This is a genomic window from Nocardia xishanensis NBRC 101358 (assembly GCF_001613365.1).
GTDB lineage: Bacteria > Actinomycetota > Actinomycetes > Mycobacteriales > Mycobacteriaceae > Nocardia > Nocardia xishanensis.
Map to the genome: position 1 here is coordinate 1 of NZ_BDCF01000061.1, position 25,037 is coordinate 25,037.

Consider the following 25,037-nt stretch of genomic DNA (forward strand, 5'->3'; position numbering starts at 1 on the left):
GATCCGCTGCGCGACGTCGCGGCACGCGCGGCGCGGCTGGCGAAGGGCGATTTCCGCCCCGACCCGCGCCGCCATGGCATCTCCGAACTGGACCGGGTCTCCGACGTGCTCGACTCGGCCACGGTCGAGATCGCGGGCAGGCTGCAACGCGAGCACGCGCTGGTCGCCGACGTCTCGCATCAGCTGCGAAGCCGCCTGACGGCGGTGCGGCTGCGGCTGGACGAACTCTCCGCGCACGCCGACCCCGAGGTGGTGCACGAGGCCGAAGAAGCGATGGCGCAGGTCGACCGGCTCACCGACGCCATCGACGAACTGGTCCGCGCCTCCCGCGACGAGGATGCCGCCGATCGTGATCCGATCCCGGTGATGGACGAGCTGAGCGGCATCGTCACCGAGTGGACCCACCCGTTCGCCGAGGCGGGCCGCACTCTGATGCTGACCGGCGACGCGTCGCTGCGCGCGCCGATCACCGCGTCGCGCCTGCGTGAGGCGGTGACGGTGCTCATCGACAACGCGCTCATGCACGGCGGCGGCACCTGCACCGTGTCGGTGCGCACGGTCCGTCCAGGCAATGCCCGCGAGCCGCTGGTGTGCGTCGAGGTGGCCGACGAAGGGGAAGGCGTGCGCGACGAGCTGGCGCCGCACATCTTCGATCGGGGCTTCTCGGCGGGCGGGTCGACGGGTGTGGGCCTGGCCTTGGCGCGCGCGTTGATCGAGGCGGACGGTGGTCGCCTGGAGTTGCAGCGCCGCAGGCCCGCGCTGTTCGCGGTGTTCCTCGGGCCGTCGGTCTCGGCGCGGACGCCGGGCACGGCGCCCGAGCCGCGGTGAGACCTCAGCTGCGGCCCAGCTGTTCCTCTTCGATGAGTTCCTCGAGCTCGGCCTCCAGCTCGGTCATCTCGTCCGGGAAGACCCAGCGGCGCATCGCCCAGAACCGGAAGGCCATCTGCAGGAAGTTGCCGATGATGAAGGCGCTGAAGAAGTCGGCCAGGTTCTCGACGGCGAAGCTGACGTTCGGTTGCCGCAGGTCGAACACGTAGCTGGAGATCCACAGCGGGATATTGCTCAGCACCACCCCGACGCCGCTGACCACGAAGAACAGCAGGGCTTCGTGGTGGCGTTCGCGGCCGCCGCGGTTCTTGAACGACCACTCCCGGTTCAAGATGTAGGAGGCGATCACGGCGATGACGCCGGAGATGATCTTCGCGGTGACCGGTTTCTCGGTCAGCACGGTCCATTTGAGCGCGTAGAAGATGCCGCTGTCGATCACGAAGGTCGACGCGCCGACGATGGCGAACTTGATCAGCTCGTGATGGCGGTAGGCCATCTCCCGCAGGGGCTGGGGGAGGACGCTGACCACGCCGTCGACGAAAGACACGAGAGCCGAGTGTACCGGTAGCGGTCATGGCGGCCGGACATGACAAGATTGCACGACGTGAGCACCCGTTCCTTCGATCAAGCCGCCATGCCGACCGTCACCATGATCGGTGGCGGTCAACTCGCCCGGATGACCCATCAAGCGGCGATCGCGCTCGGCCAGCGGCTCCGGGTGCTCGCCGAGAACCCGGACGACCCGGCCGCCCAGGTCAGTCCCGAAGTGGTGCTCGGCAGTCACACCGATCTCGCCGCGCTGCGCAAGGCCGCCGTCGGTTCGCACGCGCTGACCTTCGATCACGAGCACGTGCCGACCGAGCACCTCGAGGCGCTGGTCGCCGAGGGCGTCAACGTGCAGCCGCCGCCGCGGGCCCTGGTGTACGCGCAGGACAAGCTGGCCATGCGGACCAAGCTCGCCGAGCTCGGCGTTCCGGTGCCCCCGTTCACCGCGGTCGCGGAGCCGGCCGACGCGGTGCGCTTCGGCGACGACCACGGCTGGCCGTTCGTGCTCAAGGCGGTGCGCGGCGGTTACGACGGCCGCGGCGTCTGGATGCCCGCCGACGCCGCCGAGGCCGAGCGGATCGTCACCGATCAGCTCGCGCACGGGGTGCGGCTGCTCGCCGAGGCGAAGGTCGATCTGAAGCGCGAGCTCTCGGCGATGGTGGCCCGTTCACCGTTCGGGCAGGCCGCGACCTGGCCGGTGGTGGAGACGGTGCAGCGCAACGGTCAGTGCGCCGTGGTGCTCGCGCCCGCGCCCGATCTGGCCGACGCGCAGGCCGCCGAGGCCGAGACCCTGGCGCTGAACCTTGCCGCCGAGCTCGGCGTGGTCGGCGCGATGGCCGTCGAGCTCTTCGAGACCCACGACGGCGCGCTGCTGGTGAACGAGCTGGCGATGCGCCCGCACAACTCCGGCCACTGGGGTATGGACGGTGCGCGCACCGGGCAGTTCGAGCAGCATCTGCGCGCGGTGCTGGACTATCCGCTCGGCGACACCAGTCCGCTGGCTCCGGTCACCGTGATGGCCAACATCCTCGGCGCGGCGCAGGCGCCCGAGATGTCGATGGACGAGCGGCTGCACCATCTCTTCGCCAGGATGCCGGAGGCGAAGGTGCACCTGTACGGCAAGGGCGAGCGCCCCGATCGCAAGATCGGGCACGTCAACATCCTCGGCGACGACGTGGCCGAGGTGCGCGAGAAGGCAGAGCGGGCGGCGCACTGGATGTCGCACGCGGTGTGGACCGACGGATGGGATCCCCATGAGTAATCCTCGAGTTGGCCTGATCATGGGCAGCGACTCCGACTGGCCGACCATGGAGGCGGCCGCCGAGGCGCTGGCCGAGTTCGGCGTGCCTTTCGAGGTCGGCGTCGTTTCCGCGCACCGCACGCCGCAGCGCATGCTCGACTACGCGCGCGACGCGGCCGATCGCGGCATCCAGGTGATCATCGCGGGCGCGGGCGGCGCCGCCCACCTGCCGGGCATGGTCGCCTCGGCCACCCCGCTGCCGGTGATCGGCGTTCCCGTCCCGCTGAAGTACCTCGACGGCATGGACTCACTGCTCTCGATCGTGCAGATGCCCGCGGGCGTCCCGGTGGCCACCGTCTCCATCGGCGGCGCCCGCAACGCGGGCCTGCTCGCCGTCCGCATCCTCGCCGCAGCCGACCCGGCCCTGCGCACCCGCATGACCCAATTCCAGTCCGACCTGGAAAAGCTGGTCCTCGACAAGGACGAAGCCCTCCGCACCAAACTCCTCGGCTGACGTGCGCCCGTACCACCCGGCGCGCGGGCGCCGGTCCTCTCTCGCCGGTCGCTACGGTGGCTGCCGTGGCAAGTGAGGAGAGTGCGCGGGCGCGGGCCGGGGAGGATCCGGCGCAGTTTCGGCTGACGGTGGTGGATCAGGCGCTGCGGTTGTTCGCGGACAAGGGGTACGAGGCGACGACGGTCGACGAGATCGCGGAGGCGGCGGGGATTTCGCGGCGGACGTTCTTCCGGCAGTTCCGGTCGAAGGAGGACGTGATCTTCGCCGATCACGAGTCGCAGTTGACCCAGGCGGCGGCCTATCTCGCAAGCGCGCGGGACGACGATCCGTGGGAGGCGGTGTGCGCGGCCGTCGTGCAGGTCTTCGAGCGGTTCACGCAGTGGCGGGAGATCGCGGCGCGGCGCTACCGGGTGGTGCGCCGGGTGCCCGCGCTGCGCGAGCGCGAGATCGTCACGGTGTTCCGGTACGAGCGGCTGTTCACCGACTATCTGCGCGAGCGCCTGCCCGAGGTGCCCGATCTGGCCAGGGTTCAGTTCGCCGCGGCGGTCACCGCGACGCACAACTATCTGCTGCGCCGGATGGTGCGCGGCGAGTCGGACGCGGGCGCCGCGGATCTGCGGGTGGAGCTTTCCGCCATTCCACGCGGTAACGGCCGGATCCGCGACGCCGAGGAGATGGTGGTCGCGGTCTTCCCGAGGGACATGTCGTCGCGCCAGGTCGTCGATCTGCTCACCCGCAAGCTCGGCAACCTGTGACCTGGCTCACAGTGCCACGCGTTGACACTCAGTGCCAATAGGTATCCGCACGTTGCGGCAAATCTCGTGCGTATACTGGCGTTCGAAGTGGCACTGAGTGCCGACCTGTTGAAAGCTGCCGACGCGGCCTAAGACCATCACCCAGGAGCGTGTCCCATGGCGGGAAACCCCGATTTCGACCTGTTCAAGCTCGAGGACTTCCACGACGAACTGCGGGCGGCCATCCGCGGTCTGGCGGAGAAGGAAATCGCGCCGTACGCCAAGGACGTCGACGGTAACTCCCGCTTCCCCGAGGAGGCGCTCACCGCGCTGAACGCCGCGGGCTTCAACGCCGTGCACGTGCCGGAGGCCTACGGCGGCCAGGGCGCCGACTCGGTCGCCACCTGCATCGTGATCGAAGAGGTCGCGCGCGTCTGTGGTTCCTCCTCACTCATCCCCGCGGTCAACAAGCTCGGCACCATGGGCCTGATCCTGAACGGCTCCGAGGAGCTGAAGCAGAAGGTGCTGTCCGACATCGTCAACGGTGAGATGGCCTCCTACGCGCTGTCCGAGCGCGAGGCGGGCTCCGACGCAGGCTCCATGCGTACCCGCGCCAAGCAGGACGGCGACGACTGGATCATCAACGGCTCCAAGTGCTGGATCACCAACGGCGGCAAGTCCTCCTGGTACACCGTGATGGCCGTGACCGACGCGGAGAAGGGCGCCAACGGCATCTCCGCGTTCATGGTGCACAAGGATGACGAGGGCTTCGTGGTCGGCCCGCTCGAGCACAAGCTCGGCATCAAGGGCTCGCCCACCGCCGAGCTCTACTTCGAGAACTGCCGCGTCCCCGGCGACCGCATGATCGGCGAGCCCGGCACCGGTTTCAAGACCGCGCTGCAGACCCTCGACCACACCCGCCCGACCATCGGCGCGCAGGCCGTCGGCCTCGCCCAGGGCGCGCTGGACGCGGCCATCGCCTACACCAAGGACCGCAAGCAGTTCGGCACCGCCATCGCCGACTTCCAGAACACCCAGTTCATGCTGGCCGACATGGCGATGAAGATCGAGGCCGCCCGCCTCATGGTCTACACCTCGGCCGCCCGCGCCGAGCGCGGTGAGAAGAACCTCGGCTTCATCTCCGCCGCCGCCAAGTGCTTCGCCTCGGACGTGGCCATGGAGGTCACCACCAACGCCGTCCAGCTCTTCGGCGGCGCCGGTTACACCACCGACTTCCCGGTCGAGCGGATGATGCGCGACGCCAAGATCACCCAGATCTACGAGGGCACCAACCAGATCCAGCGTGTGGTGATGTCCAGGGCGTTGCTGCGCGGCTGACGCCTGCGCACTGCGTACAAGGGAACGGCCGGGTTGTTACCCGGCCGTTCCCTTTTTTCGTTCACGACGAATCGCGGAGATGCTTCCGAGTCCTATCGGTAGTTCCATCGTGTCCGTCCCACAGCTCGTTTCGAGACCTCCGGCGACATAAACATTGATAGCTGGATTTTGCGGAAGCCGGTCGGGGCTTTGTTCGTGGCTGACGTCGATCCTCGCTGATAGGAAGCGCCTCAATGGGCGTTTCGACGGTACGTCGGCAGGAGTTGACGGTGTTACGCCATATTGCATTCACTATTGGAAGTCACTCGCGAAAAGGAAGATGGGGTGATTCGTCGATCGCTCACCGAGGAGACTCGTGGAGCGACGCTCGACCTCGCATTGTGACGAGGTGAGTGATGTCCAAGATCGTCATCGGACCGCAATCGGGGATGAATTGGTTCCCTTTGTCCGAAACCGAAATTCCGTGTCCGCAAACCATGTCCCTGGTGGAGGACGTGCGGACCTGGGCCGAGGAATATCTGACCGCTACCTCGCCGGACCTCGGCCGCGACGGGCCCGTCTGTCCTTATGTCGGACCGTCGCTGCGCCGCGACCTGATGTGGGTCGGCAGGATAGCCGGCGTCCATCCGTGGCCGTCGTACGTGCGACTGGTCATCGATGACGCGCTCGAGCTGTTCGAGAGCCTTCCGCCGCAAGACGGCGGCGGTGCCGTCTTGCGCGTCCTCATCACCGCGATGCCTGATCTGCGGGACTTCTCGCTGATCGACAACCTGCACTCGGAACTCAAGTCGCGATTCGTCGAGCGCGGGTTGATGCTCGGGCAGTTCTATCCCGGATGCAAGGAGCCGGGATTGTGGAACAAGGACTTCCACCCGCTCGATTCGCCCATTCCGATGATCGCGGTGCGCAGCATGATGACCACCGACTTCCCGTTCCTGCTGGGGCGGCCGGAGTGGATGACCGCATACGTCAAGAAGTTCGCGCCCAGTCTGCCTGCCCACGTGCGGCGGGTGGTGGTCGGCCGGTTGACCGAGAGTTCGAACCTCGATGTGCCCGCCTACGAGCTGCTGGAAGCAGAGCAGGACAGTGCGGCGACGCCGACCAGGAACGGCAGGCCGGTCCAGCTGGGGCCGCGGAAAGCCAGCTGAGAACACAGCGATCGACGACCAAGGAACCGACTTATGACGCACGGACTTTCGGCCGCGCGGGGGATCGACATGGGCCAGAACGGGGAGTTCCCGCTCTCGCCCGCCCAGCTGGGCATGTGGTACGCACAGCAGCTCGATCCCTCCGTGCCGCTCAACGAGGCGCAATACATCGAGATGCGCGGCCCGCTGGACATCGACACCCTCGTCGAGGCCGCGCGACGCGCGGCCCACGAGTTCGAATCCGCGCTGCTGCGGTTCGGTGAGCGCGACTCGCGTCCGTACCAGGTCGTCGACCACAGCCTCGACACCACGTTGGCCTATCTGGATTTCAGCGATTCGGCGGACCCGGATGCCGAGGCACTGCGGTGGATGCGCGCGGACCTGGCCGCACCGGTGGATCTGCTCGGTGAGCGGCCGGGGGCGTCGGTGCTGATGCGCGTCGCACCGGATCGGGTGCTGTGGTACGCGCGCGCCCACCACATCGTGGTGGACGGGTTCGCTTCCGTGACGGGTCTGTACCGGGTGGCGGAGCTGTACAACGCGGCGCTGGCGGGCGAGGAGCCGAAGCCGAACAAGGCGGCCACGCTGCGCGAGATCTACGACTCGGAGATGAGCTATCGGGAGTCCAGCCGGTTCGCCGCGGACGCGGAGTACTGGGAGCAGCGCATCGCGCGAATGCCGCAGCGGTGCAGCTTGGTTCCGGGCGCCGCGCCCGCGCACGCGCTCGGCCGGGAGCACCGGCACCAGCTGTCCGACGAGGTGAAGGCCCGGCTCGACGCCGCGGCAACGCGGTTCGGCGTCGGCGCGCCCGCGCTGGCGATGGCTGCGCTGGCGGTCTACTACGCGCAGGCCACCGGCGCGCACGATGTGGTGCTGAGCCTGCCGGTCTCCGGCCGCACCACCGCGATTCTGCGCAGGTCGAGCGGCATGCTGGCCAATGTCGTTCCGCTGCATATCACGGTGGGGGAGCGCACCACGCTGGCCGAGATCGTGGACGCGATCCGGATCGAGGTCTCCGGCGCCCTGCGCCATCAGCGGTACCGGCACGAGGAGATCCGGCAGGCGACGGGCGAGGTCGAGGCGACGGGCGGCCGCGGTCTCGTCGGCCCGGTGGTCAACATCATGCTGTTCCCCGGTGAGGTCGAGTTCACCGGCATCGAGACCAGCCTGCACGTGCTCACCTCTGGCCCGATCGAGGACCTGTTCGTCAACATCTACCAGCACGGCGCGCAGGCGCCGGTCCACCTCGATTTCACCGCCAATCCCGATCTCTATGACGACGAGACGCTGGCCCGCCATCACCTGCGGTTCGTGAAGCTGTTCGAGGGCCTGCTCGACGCAGAGCCCGACACCGCGGTCAGGGATGTCGAGTACTTCCTCGACGACGAACTCGCGCTGCGCACGGGTGCGCACGGGCCGACGCCGCCCGCGCCCCGGCGGCTCTCCGATGTGCTCGACGAGGGCCTGCGTGCGGCGGGTCCGGACACCGCGGCCGTGGTGGACGGCGCCCGCACCGTGACCTACGGCGCGCTCGATCACGCCGCGGCCGTGCTGGCCGGACGGCTGGCAGAACTGGGCGCGGGACCGGATGACGCCGTGCTGGTCGTCCTGCCGCGCTCGGTGGAATCGGTGCTCGCGTTCTGGGGCGTGGTGCGTTCCGGCGCGGCGTATGTGCCAGTCGGCACCGGGAATCCGGCCGAGCGGGTCGCCAAGATGGCGGCGGAATCCGGTGCGCGGCTGGGGATCACGACTCGCGAGTACGCGGCCCGGCTGCCCGATGGTGTGCGATGGCTCGAGATAGATTCGGATGCGGGGATTCTCGCGGCTCTCGAACCCGGCGATGGCGCGCGGGAAGCTGCGGAAAGGGCTTCCTCGGAGGAGGATTCGACCGAATTCCGGCCGCGGGCAGAAGTCCGTCTCGACCACACCGCCTACATCGTCTTCACCTCCGGGTCGACCGGTGTGCCCAAGGGCGTCGTCGTCACCCACGCGGGGATCGCTGGTCTGGCCGACGCCGTGCGCGAGGCATACCGGCCCGAGGTCGGCTCGCGCGTGCTGCACTGTCTCAACCCGAGTTTCGACGCGTCCATGCTCGAACTGCTCATCGCGTTCGGCAACGGCGCGACGATGGTGATCGGCCGCGGCGAATCCATGGCCGGCGCCGAATTGTCCACGGCAGTCGCCGAATTCGGGATCACCCAAGTGTGCTCGACGCCCGCCGTGCTGGCGACGCTGCCCGAGGGCGCGCTGGACGGCGTGGTCGCGGTCTCCACCGGCGGCGAGATCTGCCCGCCGGAACTGGTGGCGCGCTTCGCTCCCGGCCGCAGGCTGGTGAACTCCTACGGCCCGTCCGAGACCACCGTCGCGGCCACCTTCACCGACCCGATGGACGTGGAGCGACCCTCCGGCATCGGCCGTCCGGTGCCCGGCGCCCGGCTGATGGTTCTCGACCGAAGGCTGAGCCCGGTGCCGATCGGCACGCCGGGAGAGCTCTACATCGCCGGACCCGGTGTCGCTCGCGGTTACGCGGGCCGTCCCGGTTCGACGGCGGACCGGTTGGTCGCCGACCCGTTCGGCCCGCGCGGAAGCCGGATGTACCGCACCGGTGACCTCGTCCGCTGGCGTTCGGTCGAACCATTCGACGACGCGGCGCGCGCGAGCTCCGACGGCGTGGTGCTGGATTACTTGGGCCGCAGCGATTTCCAGGTCAAGCTGCGCGGAATGCGCGTCGAGCCAGGCGAAGTCGACGCGGTGCTCGATTCGCATCCCGAGGTGGAGATCGCGGTCACCGTGGTGCGCACCGGCGCGTCCGGCCGCGCCATGCTGGCCTCGTATGTCGTTCCGGTGCATCGTGATTCGCAGCCCACCGCGCTGGACGTGCCGCACCTGCGGGAATTCTGCATGCGCAGGCTGCCCGGCCACATGGTGCCCGGCACCATCACCGTGCTCGACGCCCTTCCGCTCACCGGCAACGGCAAGGTCGACCGGCGGGCGCTGCCCGAACCGACGGCCGACGCCGCGCCGCGCACGGCGGCGACGGAGGTCGAGGGCGCGCTGTGCGCGCTGTTCGCCGAGGTGCTCGGCGTGCCCGCGGTCGGAGCGGACGTCTCTTTCTTCGCACTCGGCGGCGATTCGATCCTGTCCATCCAGCTCGTCGCCCGGGGCCGGGCGGCCGGTCTGGTGTTCTCCGCGCGCGACGTGTTCGAGCACCCGACGCCCGCCGCGCTGGCGTCGGTGGTGAGCGCGCCAGGCGAGCGGACGGTGCTGGCCGAACTGCCGGGCGGCGGTGTGGGTTTCCTGCCGAGGACGCCGATCGTCGACTGGTTGCTGGAGCAGCCGGGTTGGCAGCGGTTCAGTCAGTCCATGGTGCTCGCCCTGCCCGCCGGGCTGAGCGAGCCCGAGCTCGTGCGCACCCTCGGCGCGGTGCTCGACCGGCACGACATGTTGCGCGCCAGGGTCGTTCGCGGCGGCTTGGAGGTCGCGCCGCCCGCGACGATCGCGCCCGAGTCGCTGCTCGTGCGCGTGCCGTGCCCCGAAATCGACTGCGTGGATACCGAATCCGTCGTAGGCGATGCCGCCGCGCGGCTGGCGCCCGACGCGGGCGTCATGGTCGCCGCGACCTGGCTCGATCCGGGACAGGATGGCGCCGGTCTGCTCGTCCTGGTCATCCATCACCTGGCCGTCGACGCGGTGTCATGGCGCATCCTGATCGCCGATTTGATCTCCGCCTGGGCGCAGGTGCGCGCGGACGAGACACCCGAGCTGCCGTCCGTCGGCACCTCCATGCGCACGTGGGCGCACGCCCTCACCGAGGCGGCGACGACCGGACCGTGGACCGCCGAGGCCGACTACTGGGCCGCCGTGCTCGCCACCCCCGATCCGCCGCTCGGCCGCCGGGGGCTCGACCCGGTGGTCGACACCGGCGACACCCTCGACCGCCTCGAACTGAGCCTGCCCGCGGCGACCACCGCGACGCTGCTCGACCGGCTGCCTGCGGCCTATCGCTGCGGTATGGAAGAGGCGCTGCTCGCCGCGCTGGTCACGGCGCTGGCGGACCATCGTGGGCGGACAGGTCCCGCGCTGGTCATGCTGGAGCGGCACGGCCGCGACGAGGCCGCCGTCCCCGGCGCCGACCTCTCCCGCACCGTCGGCTGGTTCACCAGCCAGTTCCCCGTCCGGCTGGAGATCGGCGACGCCGATCCGCTGGACGCGCTCGCCACCGTCAAGGAACAGCTGCGCGCCGTCCCCCGCGGCGGCATCGGCTACGGCCTGCTGCGCCACTCGAACCCGGAGACCGCCACCACCCTCGGCGCGGCCCCACACCCGCAGCTCGGATTCAACTATCTCGGCCAGGTGGCCGAGGGCGATTCCGGCGCGACCCAGAACGCGGTGCCGTGGCTGCCGGTCTCGCTCGCCGCGAGTTTGGGTGGTGGCGGCGGCGAGCTGCCCGCCTCGGCAGTTCTCGCCGTCGACGCGGTGGTCGTCGAAAGTCCGAAAGGTTCGGTGCTGCAAGCGGTGTGGCGTTACGCCTCGGGGATCGTCGACGGCGTGGAGATGGAAGCGCTTGCCGGGAAATGGATCTCCGCGCTCGAGGAGCTGGCGAATCGGCTTGCCGAGCCCGACGCGGGCAAGCTGACGCCTTCCGATCTGCCTCTGGTCGCGGTCGGTCAGCGACAGCTGGACGCGTGGGCCGCAAGGTATCCCGCCATGACGGACGTGTGGCCGCTGGCTCCGCTCCAGCAGGGCCTGCTCTTCCACGCGCAACTGGCCGCAGGCCGCACCGACGAGTACGCGGTGCAGGCCGTGTTCGAATTCGACGGCGCCGTTGACATCGAACGCCTGGCGGCCGCCGCCACCGCGACCGTGCGCGCGCACGAGGCGCTGCGAACCGCGTTCGTGGCTGGCGCCGACGAGCCGGTGCAGATAGTGCTCGCCGACGTCGAGGTACCGTGGCGCACGGTGGACGTCGACCCCGCGGAATTCGACGCTTTCGCGGCCCGCGAGCTGGCCGCGCCGTTCGACACAGCGCAGCCGCCGCTGGTTCGGTTCGTGTGCGCGCGGTGCGGCGACGACGACATCCGGCTGCTCGTCACCAACCACCACCTGGTGCTCGACGGCTGGTCCATGCCGCTGCTGCTCGCCGAACTGCTCGCGCGATACGAAAGCGGCCGGGACGGAGCGGGTTTCCCGCCCTCGGTCTCCTACCGGAATTACCTGGAGTGGCTGACGCGCCGTGACCGCGCCGCGGCGATGGCGGCGTGGACGGACGCGCTGTCCGGACTGTCCGGCCCGACGCTGGTCACCGCGGGCCGTACCCCGGTGCGAACCGGCTCGGGGAAACTGGATCTGGAGTTGTCGCTCGCGCCCGCGACCGCCATCGCCCTCCAGCGCATGGCGGCCGACCAAGGCGTCACCCTCAACACGGTGGTGCAGTGCGCATGGGGCCTGCTGCTCGCCGAGCTCACCGGCGAGACCGACATCGTCTTCGGCGCAACGGTTTCCGGCCGCCCTGCCGATCTCCCCGGCGCGGAGCGGATCGTCGGCATGATGGTCAACACCCTCCCGGTGCGCATCGCCCTCGATCCGGCCGAGCCGGTCGGGGACCTACTGCGCCGGGTCCAGCGCGAGCAGGGCGCGCTGCTCGACCACCACACTGCGGGCCTCACCGAGATCCAGTCCGCGACCGGGCTCGGCGTGCTGTTCGACACCGCCATCGTCTACGAGTCCTATCCGGTGGACGCCGCGGCCCTGCGCGGCGCCGCCGAGCACGCGGCGCTGCGGGTCCGCGATTTCCGCGGCCGCGACGGCACCCACTACCCGCTCTCGCTGGCCGCCCACGCGCGCGACACCCTGCGGCTGATCCTCAGCTGCGCCACCGGATTCTTCGACGCCGCCGAGGCGGACGCGATCGGCACGCGCCTGGTGCGGATGCTCGACCGGATGGCCACCGACCCGGCGGGGCGGACCGCCGCCGTGAGCGGCGTCGATCGGGCCGAGGTGATCCGCTCCCGCCCGCAACCGACGCGGCTGCTGCCCGATCTGTTGCGCTGCGGCGCGCGCCCGAGCCGGGTCGCGGTCGAGGACGGCCCGTCGGCGCTCGACTACGCGGAACTCGACGCCCGGTCGAATCGCTTGGCCCGCAAGCTCATCGCGGCGGGGGCCGGTCCAGAGACCAGGGTGCTGCTCGCGCTGCCGCGGTCCGCCGACTGGTTCCTCGCGGTCTGGGCGATCGCGAAATCCGGCGCCGCGTTCGTCCCGGTCGACGTCGACCATCCCGAGGACCGTCTGGCGACGCTCGCCGCCGACAGCGGCGCGCCGCTCGGCATCACGATCGCGGAACATCGAGATCGACTGCCCGGCACCGCGTCCTGGCTGCTGCTCGACGATCCGGTGTTGTCCGCCGAGCTGCCCGACCATTCCGACGCGCCGGTCGCCGACGCCGACCGGCCGCGTCCGCTGCGCGCGGAGCACCCCGCCTACCTGATCTACACCTCGGGATCCACCGGAACGCCCAAGGGCGTCATGGTGACCCATGCTGGACTCGCCGGCCTCGCGGTGGGCACGGCGGCGCGCATGCGGGCCAGGCCGGGCGATCGCGTCCTGCTCAGCATGAACCCGAACTTCGACGCCGCGACGCTGGTGTGGCTGTCCACCTTCTACACCGGAGCCACCCTGGTCGTCGCGCCCGCGGCGGCGACCGCGGGCGACGAGTTGACGTCGGTGATCGTGGCGAACGAGGTGACTCACGTCATCGCGCCTCCCGCCGTGCTGGCCACGCTCTCGACCGCCTCGTGGAACGGCGTGCGCACCGTGGTCACCGGCGGCGAGGTCTGCCCGCCCGAGCTCACCGCCCGTGTCGCCACGGGACGGTCGATGATGAACTCCTACGGCCCGGCTGAGGCGACCGTCGCCGCGACCTTCAGCGGGGCCCTCGTCCCCGGCGAGGTCGCGGGTCTCGGCGCGGCGATGCCAGGATTCGGCCTCGTCGTGCTCGACCGCTGGCTGCGGTCCGCACCGGTCGGGACGGTCGGTGAGCTGTACCTGATGGGCCCCGGCCTGGCACGCGGATACAACGGTCGCGCCGGGCTCACGGCCGGGCGGTTCGTGCCCAACCCGTTCGGCGCCCCTGGCGACCGGATGTACCGCACCGGCGACCTCGTCCGGCGCGTCTCGCGCAGCGGCCTGGAATACGTGGGCCGCAACGACTCCCAGGTGAAGCTGCACGGCATCCGGGTCGAGCCGGGCGAGGTCGACGCGGCCTTGCGCGACCTGCCAGGGGTCGGGCTGGCGGTCACCGTGCCGCGGCGCGGGCCCACCGGCGATCTGGCGCTCGCGGCCTACGTGGCTCCGACGGCGGGCGCCGAACTCGACGCCGCGCGCCTGCGCGACCATCTGGTCCGCCGCCTGCCCCGCCACCTGGTGCCCGCTGCGGTGACCGTCCTCGACGTCCTGCCGGTGACCGGCAACGGCAAGGTCGACGTGCGCGCGCTGCCCGAACCCGAAAGCGTCGCCGTGGAATACGTGGCCCCGATCGGCGTCGAGCGCGTCGTCGCGGAGGTCTTCGGCGCGGTGCTCGATCGTCCCGGCGTCGGCGCGTTCGACGACTTCTTCGCACTCGGCGGCGATTCGCTGTCCGCGACCAGGGTGACCGCCCGGCTCGGCGCCGCGCTCGACATCCAGGTCCCGGTCCGGCTGCTGTTCGAAGCGCCGACGGTGCGCGCGCTGGCCGCCCGGCTGCCCGCGGCGGGTGACGGCGCGCGGCCGAGCATCGGACCACGCTCCGGCCCGCGACCCGAGCGGATTCCGCTCGCGCCCGCCCAGCAGCGGATGTGGTTCGTCAACCAGTACGACCCCGAATCCGGCGCGTACAACATCCCCGCCGTGCTCCGCCTGCGCGGCGATCTCGACGTGGCCGCACTGCGTTCGGCGCTGTCCGACGTGCTGGCCAGGCACGAGGCGCTGCGCACCGTGTACCCGGCGCGCGACGGCGTCGGATACCAGGTGGTGTTGCCGCCGGACGCGCTGGAACTGGACCCGGACCCGACCCCGATCGCGGCGGACGAGCTGCCTGCGGTGGTACTCGACTGCGTCACAAAGGGTTTTGCCGTGGCATCCGAGGTTCCGTTGCGGCTGCGACTGTTCCGCGTCGCCGCCGACGAACACGTCCTCGTCGTGGTGGTGCACCACATCAGCGCCGACGGCTTCTCCATGGGTCCGCTCGCGAGAGATGTGCTCGCGGCCTACGCGGCGCGTTCGCGCGGCGCCGTCCCCGAATGGACCGAATTGCCGGTGCAATACGCGGATTACACACTCTGGCAACGCGAACGGCTCGGTTCACCCGACGACCCGGAAGCCCTGCTCGCCGCCCAGCTGGCTTACTGGACCAGCACCCTGAAGGGCATGCCCGACCGCCTCGAACTGCCCGCCGACCGACCGCGTCCTGCCATCCCGTCGCTGCGCGCGGGCACGGTGCTGCGCACCCTCGACGCCGAATCGGCCGCCGCGCTGGACGAACTCGGCCGGACGCACCACAGTTCGCTGTTCATGGTGTTGCACGCCGCGCTCGCGGCGTTGTTCGCCAGGCTCAGCGGCACATCGGACATCGCGATCGGCACGCCGGTCGCCGGTCGCGGCGCGGCCGAATTGGACGACGTGGTCGGCATGTTCGTCAACACCGTCGTGCTGCGCACCGAGATCGACTCCGCCGCGTCTTTCGCCGAGCTGCTCGCCGGGACCCGGCGCACCGATCTGGACGCCTTCGCGCACGCCGACATCCCGTTCGAGAGCCTGGTCGACGTGCTCGATCCGGCGCGCTCGGCGGCGCGGCATCCGCTGGTCCAGGTGATGCTGGTGTTCCAGAATCTCGCGCCGGTGGAACTCACGCTGCCCGACCTGCATGTGGCCGCCGTGGAACTGGAGCAGCAGAGCCTGCGCTTCGACCTGAGCGTCACGGTGGCGCCCGACGAGACGTCTGGACTGACGATCCGCTTCGGCTACGCCGCCGATCTGTTCGACCACGACACCGTCGAGCGGTTCGCGGACCGGTGGCTGCGGCTGCTGCGCGCCGTCGCAGCGGATCCCGAAGCGCCCGTGGGCGATATCGACCTGCTCGACCCGGAAGAGCGCGCGGCCCTCGCCATCCCGGCTCGCCCTTTGGCGGCCGAACCGACGGTGTTGCCTCGGCTGCTGGCCGACGCGGTGGCCGCCGATCCGGACGGCGTCGCGGTGGTCGACGGCGTCACCCGGCTCACCTACCGCGAACTCGACGAGCACTCCAACCGGTTGGCCCGGGTGCTCATCGGCGCGGGAGCGGGCCCGGAAGGGCTGGTCGCGATCGCCATCCGGCGTTCGCTGGACGCGGTGCTCGCGGTGTGGGCGGTGGCCAAGACCGGCGCCGCGTTCGTGCCGATCGACCCTGCTTATCCGGCCGAGCGGATCGCCCAGATCCTGGACGATTCCGGGGCGCGGCTCGGGGTGACGGTCCGCGCCGTCGCGCCGTCGCTGCCCGGCTCGGGTTTCGATGACGTCGCGGAGACCTCCGGTGAGCCGCGGGTGCACTGGCTCGCCCTGGACGATCCGGCCACCACCGAGCTGGCGCACTCGGCCGCCGGTGCGCCGATCGACGCGGCCGAACGCAGCGCGCCGGTGCGTTGGCAGAACCCGGCTTACGTCATCTTCACCTCGGGTTCCACCGGACGACCCAAGGGCGTCGTCGTGACCCACGAGGGCCTGGCGAATATCGCTGTCGTTCAACGCGATCGGATGCGGATCACCACGGACTCGCGAGTGCTCGCCGTAGCGTCCCCGAGCTTCGACGCAGCGGTGCTCGAACTGCTCATGGCCGTCGGCGCGGGTGGCGCGCTCGTCATCGCCGGTCCCACCGCCTTCGGCGGACCCGAACTCGGTGAGCTGCTCGCCCGCGAACGTATTTCGCACATCGCGCTGACGCCTTCCGCCCTGGGCTCGGTCGACTCCGCCGCACTCGGCCCCGAACCCGCACTGCGCGGCATCATCACGGGCGGCGAGCCGTGCCCGCCGGAACTGGTCGAGAAGTGGGCCGCGCCGGATCGCCTGCACTTCAACGACTACGGCCCGACCGAGACCACGATCTGGGCGACGGGCAGCGAGGCGCTGCGCCCCGGCGACGAAATCACCATCGGCGGCCCCGCCCCCGGCCTCGCGGTTCGTGTGCTGGACGAGCGGCTGCACCCGGTGCCGGACGGCGTCGTCGGCGAACTGTATCTGTCCGGCCATGCCCTCGCGCGCGGCTACCACGGCCGCTCCGGGCTGAGCGCCGTCCGATTCGTCGCCGATCCCTACGGCGCACCGGGGGAACGCATGTACCGCACCGGCGACCTGGTGCGCAGGCGCGACGGCGCACTCGACTACCTGGGCCGCGGCGACCTGCAGGTGAAGCTGCGCGGCCTGCGCATCGAGCTCGGCGAGATCGAGTCGGCGCTCGCGAGCGATCCCGCGGTGCACCAAGCGGCGGTGACGGTGTACACCGACCCGGCCGTCGGTGAGCTGCTGGTCGGCTACGTGGTGCCGCACAAGACGGAGTCGAACGAGGCTCCCGACGCAAGGGCGCTCGGCGCGGAGGCGCACGACGCCGCGCCCTCCGATGTCGCGACGATCGACCTGGAAGCGCTGAAAGCGTCTATCGCCCAGCGGCTTCCGTCGTACATGGCGCCCTCGGCGCTCGTCGTGCTCGACGCGCTGCCGCGCACCGCGAACGGCAAGCTGGACCGGAACGCCCTCCCTGCCCCCGATATCAGGGCGGGTCGCTTCCGTGAGCCGAACACGCCCACCGAGCGCGTCGTCGCCGACACCTTCGGCGAGCTGCTCGGCGTGCCGCGGGTCGGACTGGACGACAACTTCTTCGCGCTCGGTGGCAATTCGCTGATCGCGACCCGCATCGCGGCCCGCCTCGGCGCCGCGCTGGACACTCGCGTTCCGGTGCGGATGGTGTTCGACGCACCGACCGTCGTCGAACTGGCCGAAGCGGTGCGCACCGCGGCCGCCGCCCCCGGTCCGCGACCGGGTCCGCGTCATCGTCCCGCCCGTATTCCGCTCTCGGCGGCGCAGCGGCGGATGTGGTTCCTCAATCGGTACGACCCCGCGTCACCGGCGCACAACGTGCCCGTCGCGGCCGAGGTGGAAGGAGATCTGGATCCCGCGGTCCTCCAGACGGCGTTGATGGACGTGCTCGCCCGTCACGAGTCGCTGCGCACCGTGTATCCGGTGGACGCCGAAGGCCAGCCCTACCAGGACATCCGCGCCCTGGCGGAAGCCTATGTGCCGGTTCGCGTTTCCGACGTCGAGCCCGACGCGGTGCCTGGGCGGGTCGCCGCGGCGATCGCCGCGGGCTTCGACCTCACCGTCGAGCTACCGATCCGCGTCTCGCTGCTGCGGCTCGGTCCGCGGCGGGCGGTGCTGGTCGTGGTCATGCACCACATCGCCTCCGACGGCTGGTCGCTTGCGCCGCTGACCCGCGACGTGATGATGGCCTTCATGGCTCGCCGCGCAGGCGCAGCGCCGTACTGGTCGCCGCTGCCGCTGCAATACGCCGACTACGCGCTGTGGCAGCAGGAACTGCTCGGCGCGGACGACGATCCCGACAGCGTCGCGCACCGGCAGCTGGAGTACTGGCGCGGCGCACTGGACGGATTACCCGATGTCTCGACCCTGCCGAGCGATCATCCGCGGCCCGCGATGTCCACCCACCGCGCCGGCGTGGTCGAGTTCGACATCGATGCGGCGGTGCAGCAACGAATTCGGCAGATATGCCGGTGGCACGGCGTCAGCATCTTCATGGTCGCGCACGCCGCGCTGGCCGTGCTGCTCGGCAGGCTCTCCGATAAACAGGACGTGGCGATCGGCTCGGTCATCGCAGGGCGCGGCGACGGCGAACTCGACGACCTGGTCGGCATGTTCGTCAACACTCTGGTGTTGCGCAGCCGGGTACGTCCCGAGGACACCTTCGAAAACCTGCTGGCCGCAACGAAAGACAGCGATCTGGACGCCTTCGGCAATGCGGACCTGCCGTTCGAGCGGCTGGTCGAGCTGCTCGCCCCGGCTCGCTCCACCGCCCACCATCCGCTGTTCCAGGTACTGCTCGTCTTCCAGAACTTCGAGCGCGAACCGGCCGCACTGCCCGAACTCGACGTCCGCCCGCTCGAAATGCCGACGGTGGGAGCGAAATTCGATCTGGAGTGGATGCTCGCCGAGCGCTTCGACGAGGAGGGCGCGCCGGCCGGTATGCGCGGCAGCCTGACCTTCGCGCTCGACCTGTTCGAACCGTCCACCGCGCAGACCTTCGCCGACCGATTCGTCGAGGTGCTCGACGTCGTCACCGCGAATCCGGGTCTGCTGCTCGGTGAACTGGACGTCACGGCTCCGCCGGGAACGGTCGTCTACGAGCCGCCGCCGAACCTCACCCAGCGACGCACCGCCGACCTGCCCTACCGGCCGCCCGTCACCCGCACCGAGCAGGAGGTGGTCAGCGCCTTCGAGACTGTGCTCGACGCCGACCGAGTCGGCTTGGACGACAACTTCTTCGAACTCGGCGGCACCTCCATGGTGGCCATTCGCCTGTGCGCCGACCTCCGGGAACGACTCGGCTGCGCCGTGCCGGTGCAGTGGATGTTCGGCGATCCCACGCCGGGGGCGCTGGCCCAGCGCATCGTCCAACAGCGGGAAGCCGGGCCGGACGGCGTGGATCCCGCGCTGCTGCCGCTGCTGCCGTTGCGGGCCAGCGGCACCGGACCCGCGCTGTTCTGCGTGCATCCGGCCATCGGATTGGCCTGGGGCTATGCGGGATTGGTGCGTCACCTGGATCCCGGCCACCCGGTGTACGGGCTGCAATCGCCCGGCGTCGCCGCCGAACAGCCGGACATGTCGTTGACCGAACGCGCGGCACGCTACGCCGACGAGATGGAGGCTGTTCAGCCCGAGGGCCCGTACCGGGTGCTCGGCTACTCGGCGGGCGGACCGCTCGCGCACGCTGTAGCCGTGGAACTCCAGCGCCGCGGCGCGACGGTCTCGGCGCTGGTCATCATCGACGGCCGCGCCGACGTGGAACCCGAGAGCGCCACGGAGATGCCGCCGCCGGAGGTTCTGCTCGCCGAATTCGGCGGCATCGACCCGGACCTGCTCGCCGGAGACCAGCCGCTGGCCGAGCGCGCCGCCGAACTGCTACGCGGTGGCGGGGACGCTCTGGGCGCTGGGCCGGATGGCGCGTTGGGCGTTGGGCCGGATGGCGCCTTGGGCGCGGTGGCCGCAGGCGCTCTCGGCGCGCTCGACGCCGCGGCGCTGGAACGCCTCCACCTGGACTCCCGGCAACTAGTCCGGCAGGCGGCCGAGTACCGGCCAGGCGTGTTCGACGGTGACGTGCTGTTCTTCAGCAGCACCAGTTCCCGGCCTGGTTACGGGCCCAACGTGGACACCTGGCGGCCGTACGTCGGCGGCGCGATCCTCGACCGTCAGACCGGTCACGAACACAACCGGCTGACCAGGCCGGAGGCCCTCGCGGTGATCGGCCCGATCCTGGCCGAGTACCTCAGGGAGCGCGGCTGACCGCTGTGAAACCGCCGTGCGCGATCCGGCGACCGCGCACGGCCGGGGTTACGCCTCAGGCGACCAGGCTCGCGTACTCGCGGTGGTCGGAGATGTACTTCTCGACGTACCAGCACGTCGGCACCACCGAGAAGCCGGCGTCCCTGGAGTCCTGGAGCGCGTACTCGACCACCTTGGCCGCGATGCCCTGCCCACGGAACTCGGGGAAGGTCATGGTGTGGTGGAAGTCGCGGACCTTGGTGTCCTCGCGCTCGGCGTAGTCGGCGTACCCGGCCAGGGTGTCGTCGACGTAGATCTCGAATCGGGTGTCGGCGGCGTTGTGCTCGAGCCTGGTGGTCATGGTGATGCCAACTCCTTCGTGCGCGGGAATGTTCCGGCCTGGTCGGGTGTGCCGAGTGTATAAGCCGCCCGCGCGGCGACCGGACCTCAGAGGATCGCGCCCGGATTGAGGATGCCGTGCGGGTCGAGCGCGTCCTTGATCCGCCGGGTCAACGCCATCACGTCCGGCCCGACCTGGTCGGGCAGCCAGGCCTTCTTGAGCCTGCCGACGCCGTGTTCACCGGTGATGGTGCCGCCGAGGGCGATGGCCAGGTCCATGATCTCGCCGAAGGCGCGCTGGGCGCGGGCGGTGTTGTCGGGGTCGGCGGGGTCGTGCACGATCAGCGGGTGGGTGTTGCCGTCGCCCGCGTGCGCGATCACCGAGACGGTCACGTCGTTGCGTTCGGCGATGGCGGCGATGCCGGTGACCAGATCGCCGAGGCGCGGCAGCGGCACCCCGACGTCCTCGAGCAACAGCGGGCCGAGCCGTTCGACCGCCGGGATCGCGAAGCGCCGCGCCGCGGTGAACGCCTCGCCCTCCTCGGCGTCCTCGGTGTGGAAAACCTCGGTGGCGCCGGCCTTTTCGCAGGCCGCGACGATGACCTCGGCCTCGCGCGCGGCGAATTCCCCCGGCGCGTCGGAGCGGGCGACCAGCAGCGCGGCGGCCTCGCGATCCAGTCCCATTCGCATCTCGTCCTCGACGGCGTTGATGGCGATGGCGTCCATGAACTCGAGCATGGACGGCCGCAGCGTGCCGGTGATGCCGAGAATCGCCTCGGTGGCGGCGGTGAGCGAGGCGAAACTCGCGACCACGGTGCTCTGCACCGGCTGCGCGGGCAGCAGCCGCAAGGTGAGTTCGGTGATCACGCCGAGCGTGCCCTCGCTGCCGACGAACAGCTTGGTGAGCGAAAGTCCGGCGGAATCCTTCAGCCGCGGCCCGCCGAGCCGCACCGGAGTCCCGTCGGCCAGTACCACTTCCATGCCGAGCACGTAGTCGGTGGTGACGCCGTACTTCACACAGCACAATCCGCCGGCGTTGGTTGCCGCGTTGCCGCCGATCGAGCAGATCTCGAACGACGAGGGATCCGGCGGATACCAGAGCCCGTGCTCGGCGACCGCTCGCTTGACCTCAGCGTTCAGCAGACCGGGCTGCACGACCGCGGTCCGCGTGACCGGGTCGACGGTGATCGCGCGCATCCGCTCGGTGCTCAGCACGATGCCGCCGTCCACCGCGGTCGAGCCGCCCGACAGCCCGGACCCGGCGCCGCGCGGGACCACCGGCACCCGGTGCTCGTGCGCCCAGCGCAGGGTCGCCGCGACGTCCTCGGTGGTGGTGGCGCGGACGACCGCGGCGGGCGTGCCCGCGTCCGGATCGCGCGCCCAGTCCTGCCGGTAGCCGGTCAATAGGTCGGGGTCGGTGAGCACCGCGCCCTCGGGTAGTGCGGCGACGAGTTCATGCAGGTCCACGCCTGTCCACACTATGCCGTTACGGGCGACTGGTACGGCCGGACTGGTAATTCGCGGCGCGTCGGGCAAGAATCGCGGGTGCAGGGGCTCGCCGTGCGCGGACCGGCCGTCATCGTGACGGCGGACGCACGCGGCCGACGGATCGTTCGACCATTCCGGGGACCTGCCACATACTCGGAGGGTTGACGGCATGCGGGTCGAATCACCGGACTACCGAGAGCTCATCGGTGCGTTGTTCGCCGACGAGTTCGCCGACGGCGCCGTCGATCTGGAGGCGCTGCGGAGCATTCACGCGGGCGAGTTCGGTACCTGGCTCACCGCGCTGGACCGGTCCGGGTTGTTCGGCAAGGAGGCGCTGGCGACGGTCGCCGAGCAGTGGCGACGCGATCCGAGGGTCCTGCTCGACGCGCTGCTCGCCGACGCCGACGACGTCACTCGCCGCCGCTGGCTGATGGCGTGGTCGAGCCTGGACCGCCAGGAACCGCTGGGCCAGATCGGCTGATCGACAGCGCCGCTTCGCACGCCGCGACATGGACCGGCTGTGCGCCGCGACCGAGATCGGCCGCGCTCCCGCGGGTTTGCCAACAGCTCACCTGACGGACACCTGCCGCTGCCATGCTGGCCGCGTGCCCGATCTGGCCGTCGCTACCGATTCCATCGCCGACCGGTTCACCCGTTGGTGCGAGATGGTCGTCGCGCGGCTGCCGTTGGGGCTGGACCGGGTCGTCCCGCCGACGTTTCTCGGTTTCGCGCTGATCAACAGCTTCACCTTCGGCGTCGACCTGGTGCTGCTCACGGTGTTCCACGGCTGGTGGAACTGGCCGGTGCCGGTCTCGATCACGCTGGCCTACATCTGCGCGTTCGGATTGGCCTTCGTGCTCAACCGCACTTTCAACTTCCACTCGCACGCACCTGTCGGCAGACAGGCCGCGCTGTACCTCGTGGTCGTCGTGATCAACTACCTGGCTTTCATTCTCGGCATCGGTAGCGGATTTACCGCCCTCGGCTTCGAATACCACCTGGCGCGCCTGCTCGCGGGCGCCTGCGAGGCCATATATATGTACAGCGCCATGCGCTGGATCGTCTTCCGCAACACCACCCCGCAGCCTGACCGCGCCATGTGAGGCATACACAAAGTGCGAGCGTCAGCGAAGAAGCTCGACCCGGTCGCCGTCGACCACGATCACCTCGTCGTCGGTGAGCGCCCAGTGGGGGATTCCCGCGGCGCGGTAGTCCGCGGCGAGCCGGTTGCCGAAGCCGTCCGGGTCGGTGGGGGAGTCGATGTGCGGAATGATCCGGCGTTCCACCAAATTCAATCCGTCCCAACGTGGTTCGACGCCGCATGTCGGCGGTACCTCGCGGGGATCGTCCATCGACTCGAGGCCGTGCAGGTCAGGGGTGAGCAGGCAGGCGCCCGCGCTGTACCCGGCGTAGACGAGCGCGTCGGCGGCCAGCAGCCGGGCGAGCGCGAGATCGGCTCCGCTGCGGGCGAATTGGGCGCGCAGCACGAAGGTGTTGCCGCCGCGCACCCAGAGCAGCGGGAATTCGGCGAGCCGCCGCTCCAAATCCGTTGCGCGCCCGACGTAGTCGCGCAGATCGAGCACCTCCGGCGCGTAGCCGAGCTTGCGCAGCGGCACCAGGTCGCTGGTCACCGCCGACGACCACGCCGCGGGCCAGGCGTCGCAGGCATTGGGAATCACGGCGACCCGGCCCGGCACGCCGACGAGCGCGGCGAGCCGATCCGCATGCTTGCCGAACCGATAACTGGCCAGGAACAGTCGCACAGTTCAGAGGGTGAAGGCCAGATGCCGGACCAGGCGGCCGCCGAGTTCCGCGTCGCCCGTGATCGCGATCTCGTCGAGATGATCGGCCGCTTGGCGACGCCCGCCGCCGAGCCGCACGAAAAGCCCGGAGTCCATGGTGATCTCGACATCGGCGGGGCCGTCGAAGGCGTCCACGTAGGAGGCGCGTTCGTCGACCGCGATGCGCAAGGTCTGCGGCAGCGCGCCGGTCAGCGCGAAGCCGATGCGGGATCCGGCGGGTGCCTTGCCGAGCTTGGCGACCACCCGCGGCACCGATCCGGCGAACTCGGCGAACGCCAGTTCCGCGCGCCTGCCGCCCTCGTCCACCCGGACGCCGAGCGCGTCGGCGATGTCGAGTTCGTGCATCCAGCAGTCGAACAGCCGCACCCGCATGAACCGGCCGTAGGGGACCTGACCGATCGGTGAGACGGTGGGCGTCGTCCACGCGGCGTCGTCCATCTCGCGCAGCGCGGCGAGCCGCCGGTCAGTGACCTCGCGGAACAGTTCCAGCAGTCGCGCGCCGGGCAGCGGGCGCAGCCGGTCGACCCAGATCTCGTTGAGCACCGCGGTCTCGTTGCGGACGTGCGGCAGCGACCGGACGTCGGTCTTCTCGCGCATCGGGTCGTGCGGCGGCGGCTTCTCGCCGAGCAGCCACGATTCGGTGCCGACCACGTGCGCGACCACGTCGAACACGGTCCAGCCCGGCAGCCGTGTCGGTGTGCGCCATCGGTTTTCGTCCAGGTCGGCGACCAGCGCCGCGATGGCCTCCCACTGTTCGGCCAGCAGCGCGGTCAGCTCGGCGCGGTCTATCGTCCGGTCGGTCATGCCTGCATTCCTTCCTGGGTGCCGAAGCCCTCGGTGTCGTCCTGACGCGCCAGCGTCGCCAGGCCCGTCCGGATGGCGTCGGCGGTGCTCTGCGGGTCGTGCGGCCTGCGCAGCAGGAAGCCCTTGGCGAAACTGAGCTTGTCGCCGTGCCTGCGCGGGATGACGTGCAGGTGGATGTGCGGCACGGTTTGGAACGCGGCTCTGCCGTCGTTGAGCACGAGATTGGCGCCGTCGGCGGCGAGGCTGCTTCGTCGCATGGCCAGCGCGATCCGGTGCCCGGCACGGAAGACCAGCGCGCCGACATCGGCGTCGAGATCCTCCAACTCCGTCGCGTGCCGTTTCGGCACGATGAGTGTGTGCCCGCGCGCGACGGGGCGGATATCGAGGAACGCGCACAGCAGATCGTCCTCGTAGACCTTGGTCGCCGGAGCTTCGCCCGCCACGATGCGGCAGAAGACGCAGTCGTTCACACCCGCGACCATACGGCGTAAGAGTGGTGTGGAACACCCCGAGCCCTCCGTCGAACATGACGCCCGTCACTCCGCGACTCGGTCTCGAGCGCCTGACCAGTTCGCTGACGTCCCGGTAAGTAAGAGACCTCTGGGTTCGTTCTTGTGGCGCTCACCTGCGCGGACGAGTATCGCAGTCGAGGCGAGCGCCGCGGCGTGATGGGAACGGAGGTGCCGACGAGCTGCGGTGAAG

At 70.3% G+C, this 25,037-nt stretch carries 15 protein-coding genes; 9 read left to right on the plus strand and 6 right to left on the minus strand.

The window, feature by feature from the left end; translation table 11 throughout:
- A partial coding sequence (locus NX1_RS31000) for a sensor histidine kinase (RefSeq protein WP_169812314.1) occupies positions 1 to 828 on the plus strand: 828 nt, incomplete at its 5' end.
- Between the two features lie 4 nt (positions 829 to 832).
- On the opposite strand, the gene NX1_RS31005 is transcribed toward NX1_RS31000, so the two are convergent.
- A complete protein-coding gene (locus NX1_RS31005) occupies positions 833 to 1,375 on the minus strand; it encodes a GtrA family protein (protein WP_068067327.1) in 543 nt (180 codons plus the stop codon).
- Between the two features lie 39 nt (positions 1,376 to 1,414).
- Here NX1_RS31005 and NX1_RS31010 point away from each other — a divergent pair, with 39 nt between their 5' ends.
- The 6 genes from NX1_RS31010 (at position 1,415) to NX1_RS31035 (ending at position 19,923) form a co-directional block, all read left to right on the plus strand.
- Positions 1,415 to 2,635, plus strand: coding sequence for a 5-(carboxyamino)imidazole ribonucleotide synthase (locus NX1_RS31010; protein WP_068067330.1), 1,221 nt, complete (start codon positions 1,415 to 1,417; stop codon positions 2,633 to 2,635).
- Positions 2,628 to 3,128, plus strand: coding sequence for a 5-(carboxyamino)imidazole ribonucleotide mutase (gene purE, locus NX1_RS31015; protein WP_084501883.1), 501 nt, complete (start codon positions 2,628 to 2,630; stop codon positions 3,126 to 3,128). The genes NX1_RS31010 and purE overlap by 8 nt, the downstream gene beginning before the upstream one ends.
- Positions 3,129 to 3,193: 65 nt before the next feature.
- Positions 3,194 to 3,883: a TetR family transcriptional regulator gene (locus tag NX1_RS31020; RefSeq protein WP_068067336.1), complete on the plus strand. Its 690-nt coding sequence runs from the start codon at positions 3,194 to 3,196 to the stop codon at positions 3,881 to 3,883.
- 156 nt (positions 3,884 to 4,039) lie between these two features.
- Complete coding sequence (locus tag NX1_RS31025) at positions 4,040 to 5,200, plus strand: acyl-CoA dehydrogenase (protein ID WP_068067339.1); 1,161 nt, start codon at positions 4,040 to 4,042, stop codon at positions 5,198 to 5,200.
- A gap of 476 nt (positions 5,201 to 5,676) precedes the next feature.
- On the plus strand, positions 5,677 to 6,348 hold the full coding sequence (locus tag NX1_RS31030) for a DUF6875 domain-containing protein (protein ID WP_245668769.1): 672 nt from the start codon (positions 5,677 to 5,679) through the stop codon (positions 6,346 to 6,348).
- A 33-nt stretch (positions 6,349 to 6,381) separates the two neighbouring features.
- Complete coding sequence (locus tag NX1_RS31035) at positions 6,382 to 19,923, plus strand: non-ribosomal peptide synthetase (protein WP_068067343.1); 13,542 nt, start codon at positions 6,382 to 6,384, stop codon at positions 19,921 to 19,923.
- A gap of 55 nt (positions 19,924 to 19,978) precedes the next feature.
- Here NX1_RS31035 and NX1_RS31040 read toward each other — a convergent pair whose 3' ends face one another.
- Positions 19,979 to 20,263, minus strand: a complete 285-nt coding sequence (locus NX1_RS31040) for a GNAT family N-acetyltransferase (protein ID WP_068067344.1) — start codon at positions 20,261 to 20,263, stop codon at positions 19,979 to 19,981.
- 86 nt (positions 20,264 to 20,349) lie between these two features.
- On the minus strand, positions 20,350 to 21,708 hold the full coding sequence (locus NX1_RS31045) for an FAD-binding oxidoreductase (RefSeq protein WP_068067345.1): 1,359 nt from the start codon (positions 21,706 to 21,708) through the stop codon (positions 20,350 to 20,352).
- Positions 21,709 to 21,898: 190 nt separating this feature from the next.
- Between NX1_RS31045 and NX1_RS31050 the strand changes: the two genes are divergently transcribed.
- Complete coding sequence (locus tag NX1_RS31050; protein WP_068067348.1) at positions 21,899 to 22,210, plus strand: hypothetical protein; 312 nt, start codon at positions 21,899 to 21,901, stop codon at positions 22,208 to 22,210.
- Positions 22,211 to 22,394: 184 nt separating this feature from the next.
- Positions 22,395 to 22,832, plus strand: coding sequence for a GtrA family protein (locus NX1_RS31055; protein ID WP_245668771.1), 438 nt, complete (start codon positions 22,395 to 22,397; stop codon positions 22,830 to 22,832).
- 21 nt (positions 22,833 to 22,853) lie between these two features.
- On the opposite strand, the gene NX1_RS31060 is transcribed toward NX1_RS31055, so the two are convergent.
- The 3 genes from NX1_RS31060 to NX1_RS31070 are packed head-to-tail and all read right to left on the minus strand — an operon-like array spanning position 22,854 to position 24,805.
- Positions 22,854 to 23,492, minus strand: a complete 639-nt coding sequence (locus NX1_RS31060) for a Type 1 glutamine amidotransferase-like domain-containing protein (RefSeq protein ID WP_068067351.1) — start codon at positions 23,490 to 23,492, stop codon at positions 22,854 to 22,856.
- A 3-nt stretch (positions 23,493 to 23,495) separates the two neighbouring features.
- Positions 23,496 to 24,335, minus strand: a complete 840-nt coding sequence (locus NX1_RS31065) for a maleylpyruvate isomerase family mycothiol-dependent enzyme (RefSeq protein WP_068067354.1) — start codon at positions 24,333 to 24,335, stop codon at positions 23,496 to 23,498.
- Positions 24,332 to 24,805 carry an HIT family protein gene (locus tag NX1_RS31070; RefSeq protein WP_084501887.1) on the minus strand — a complete coding sequence of 158 codons (474 nt, stop codon included), beginning with the start codon at positions 24,803 to 24,805 and terminating at the stop codon, positions 24,332 to 24,334. Before NX1_RS31070 ends, NX1_RS31065 begins: the two co-directional genes overlap by 4 nt.
- Positions 24,806 to 25,037: the final 232 nt, after the last annotated feature.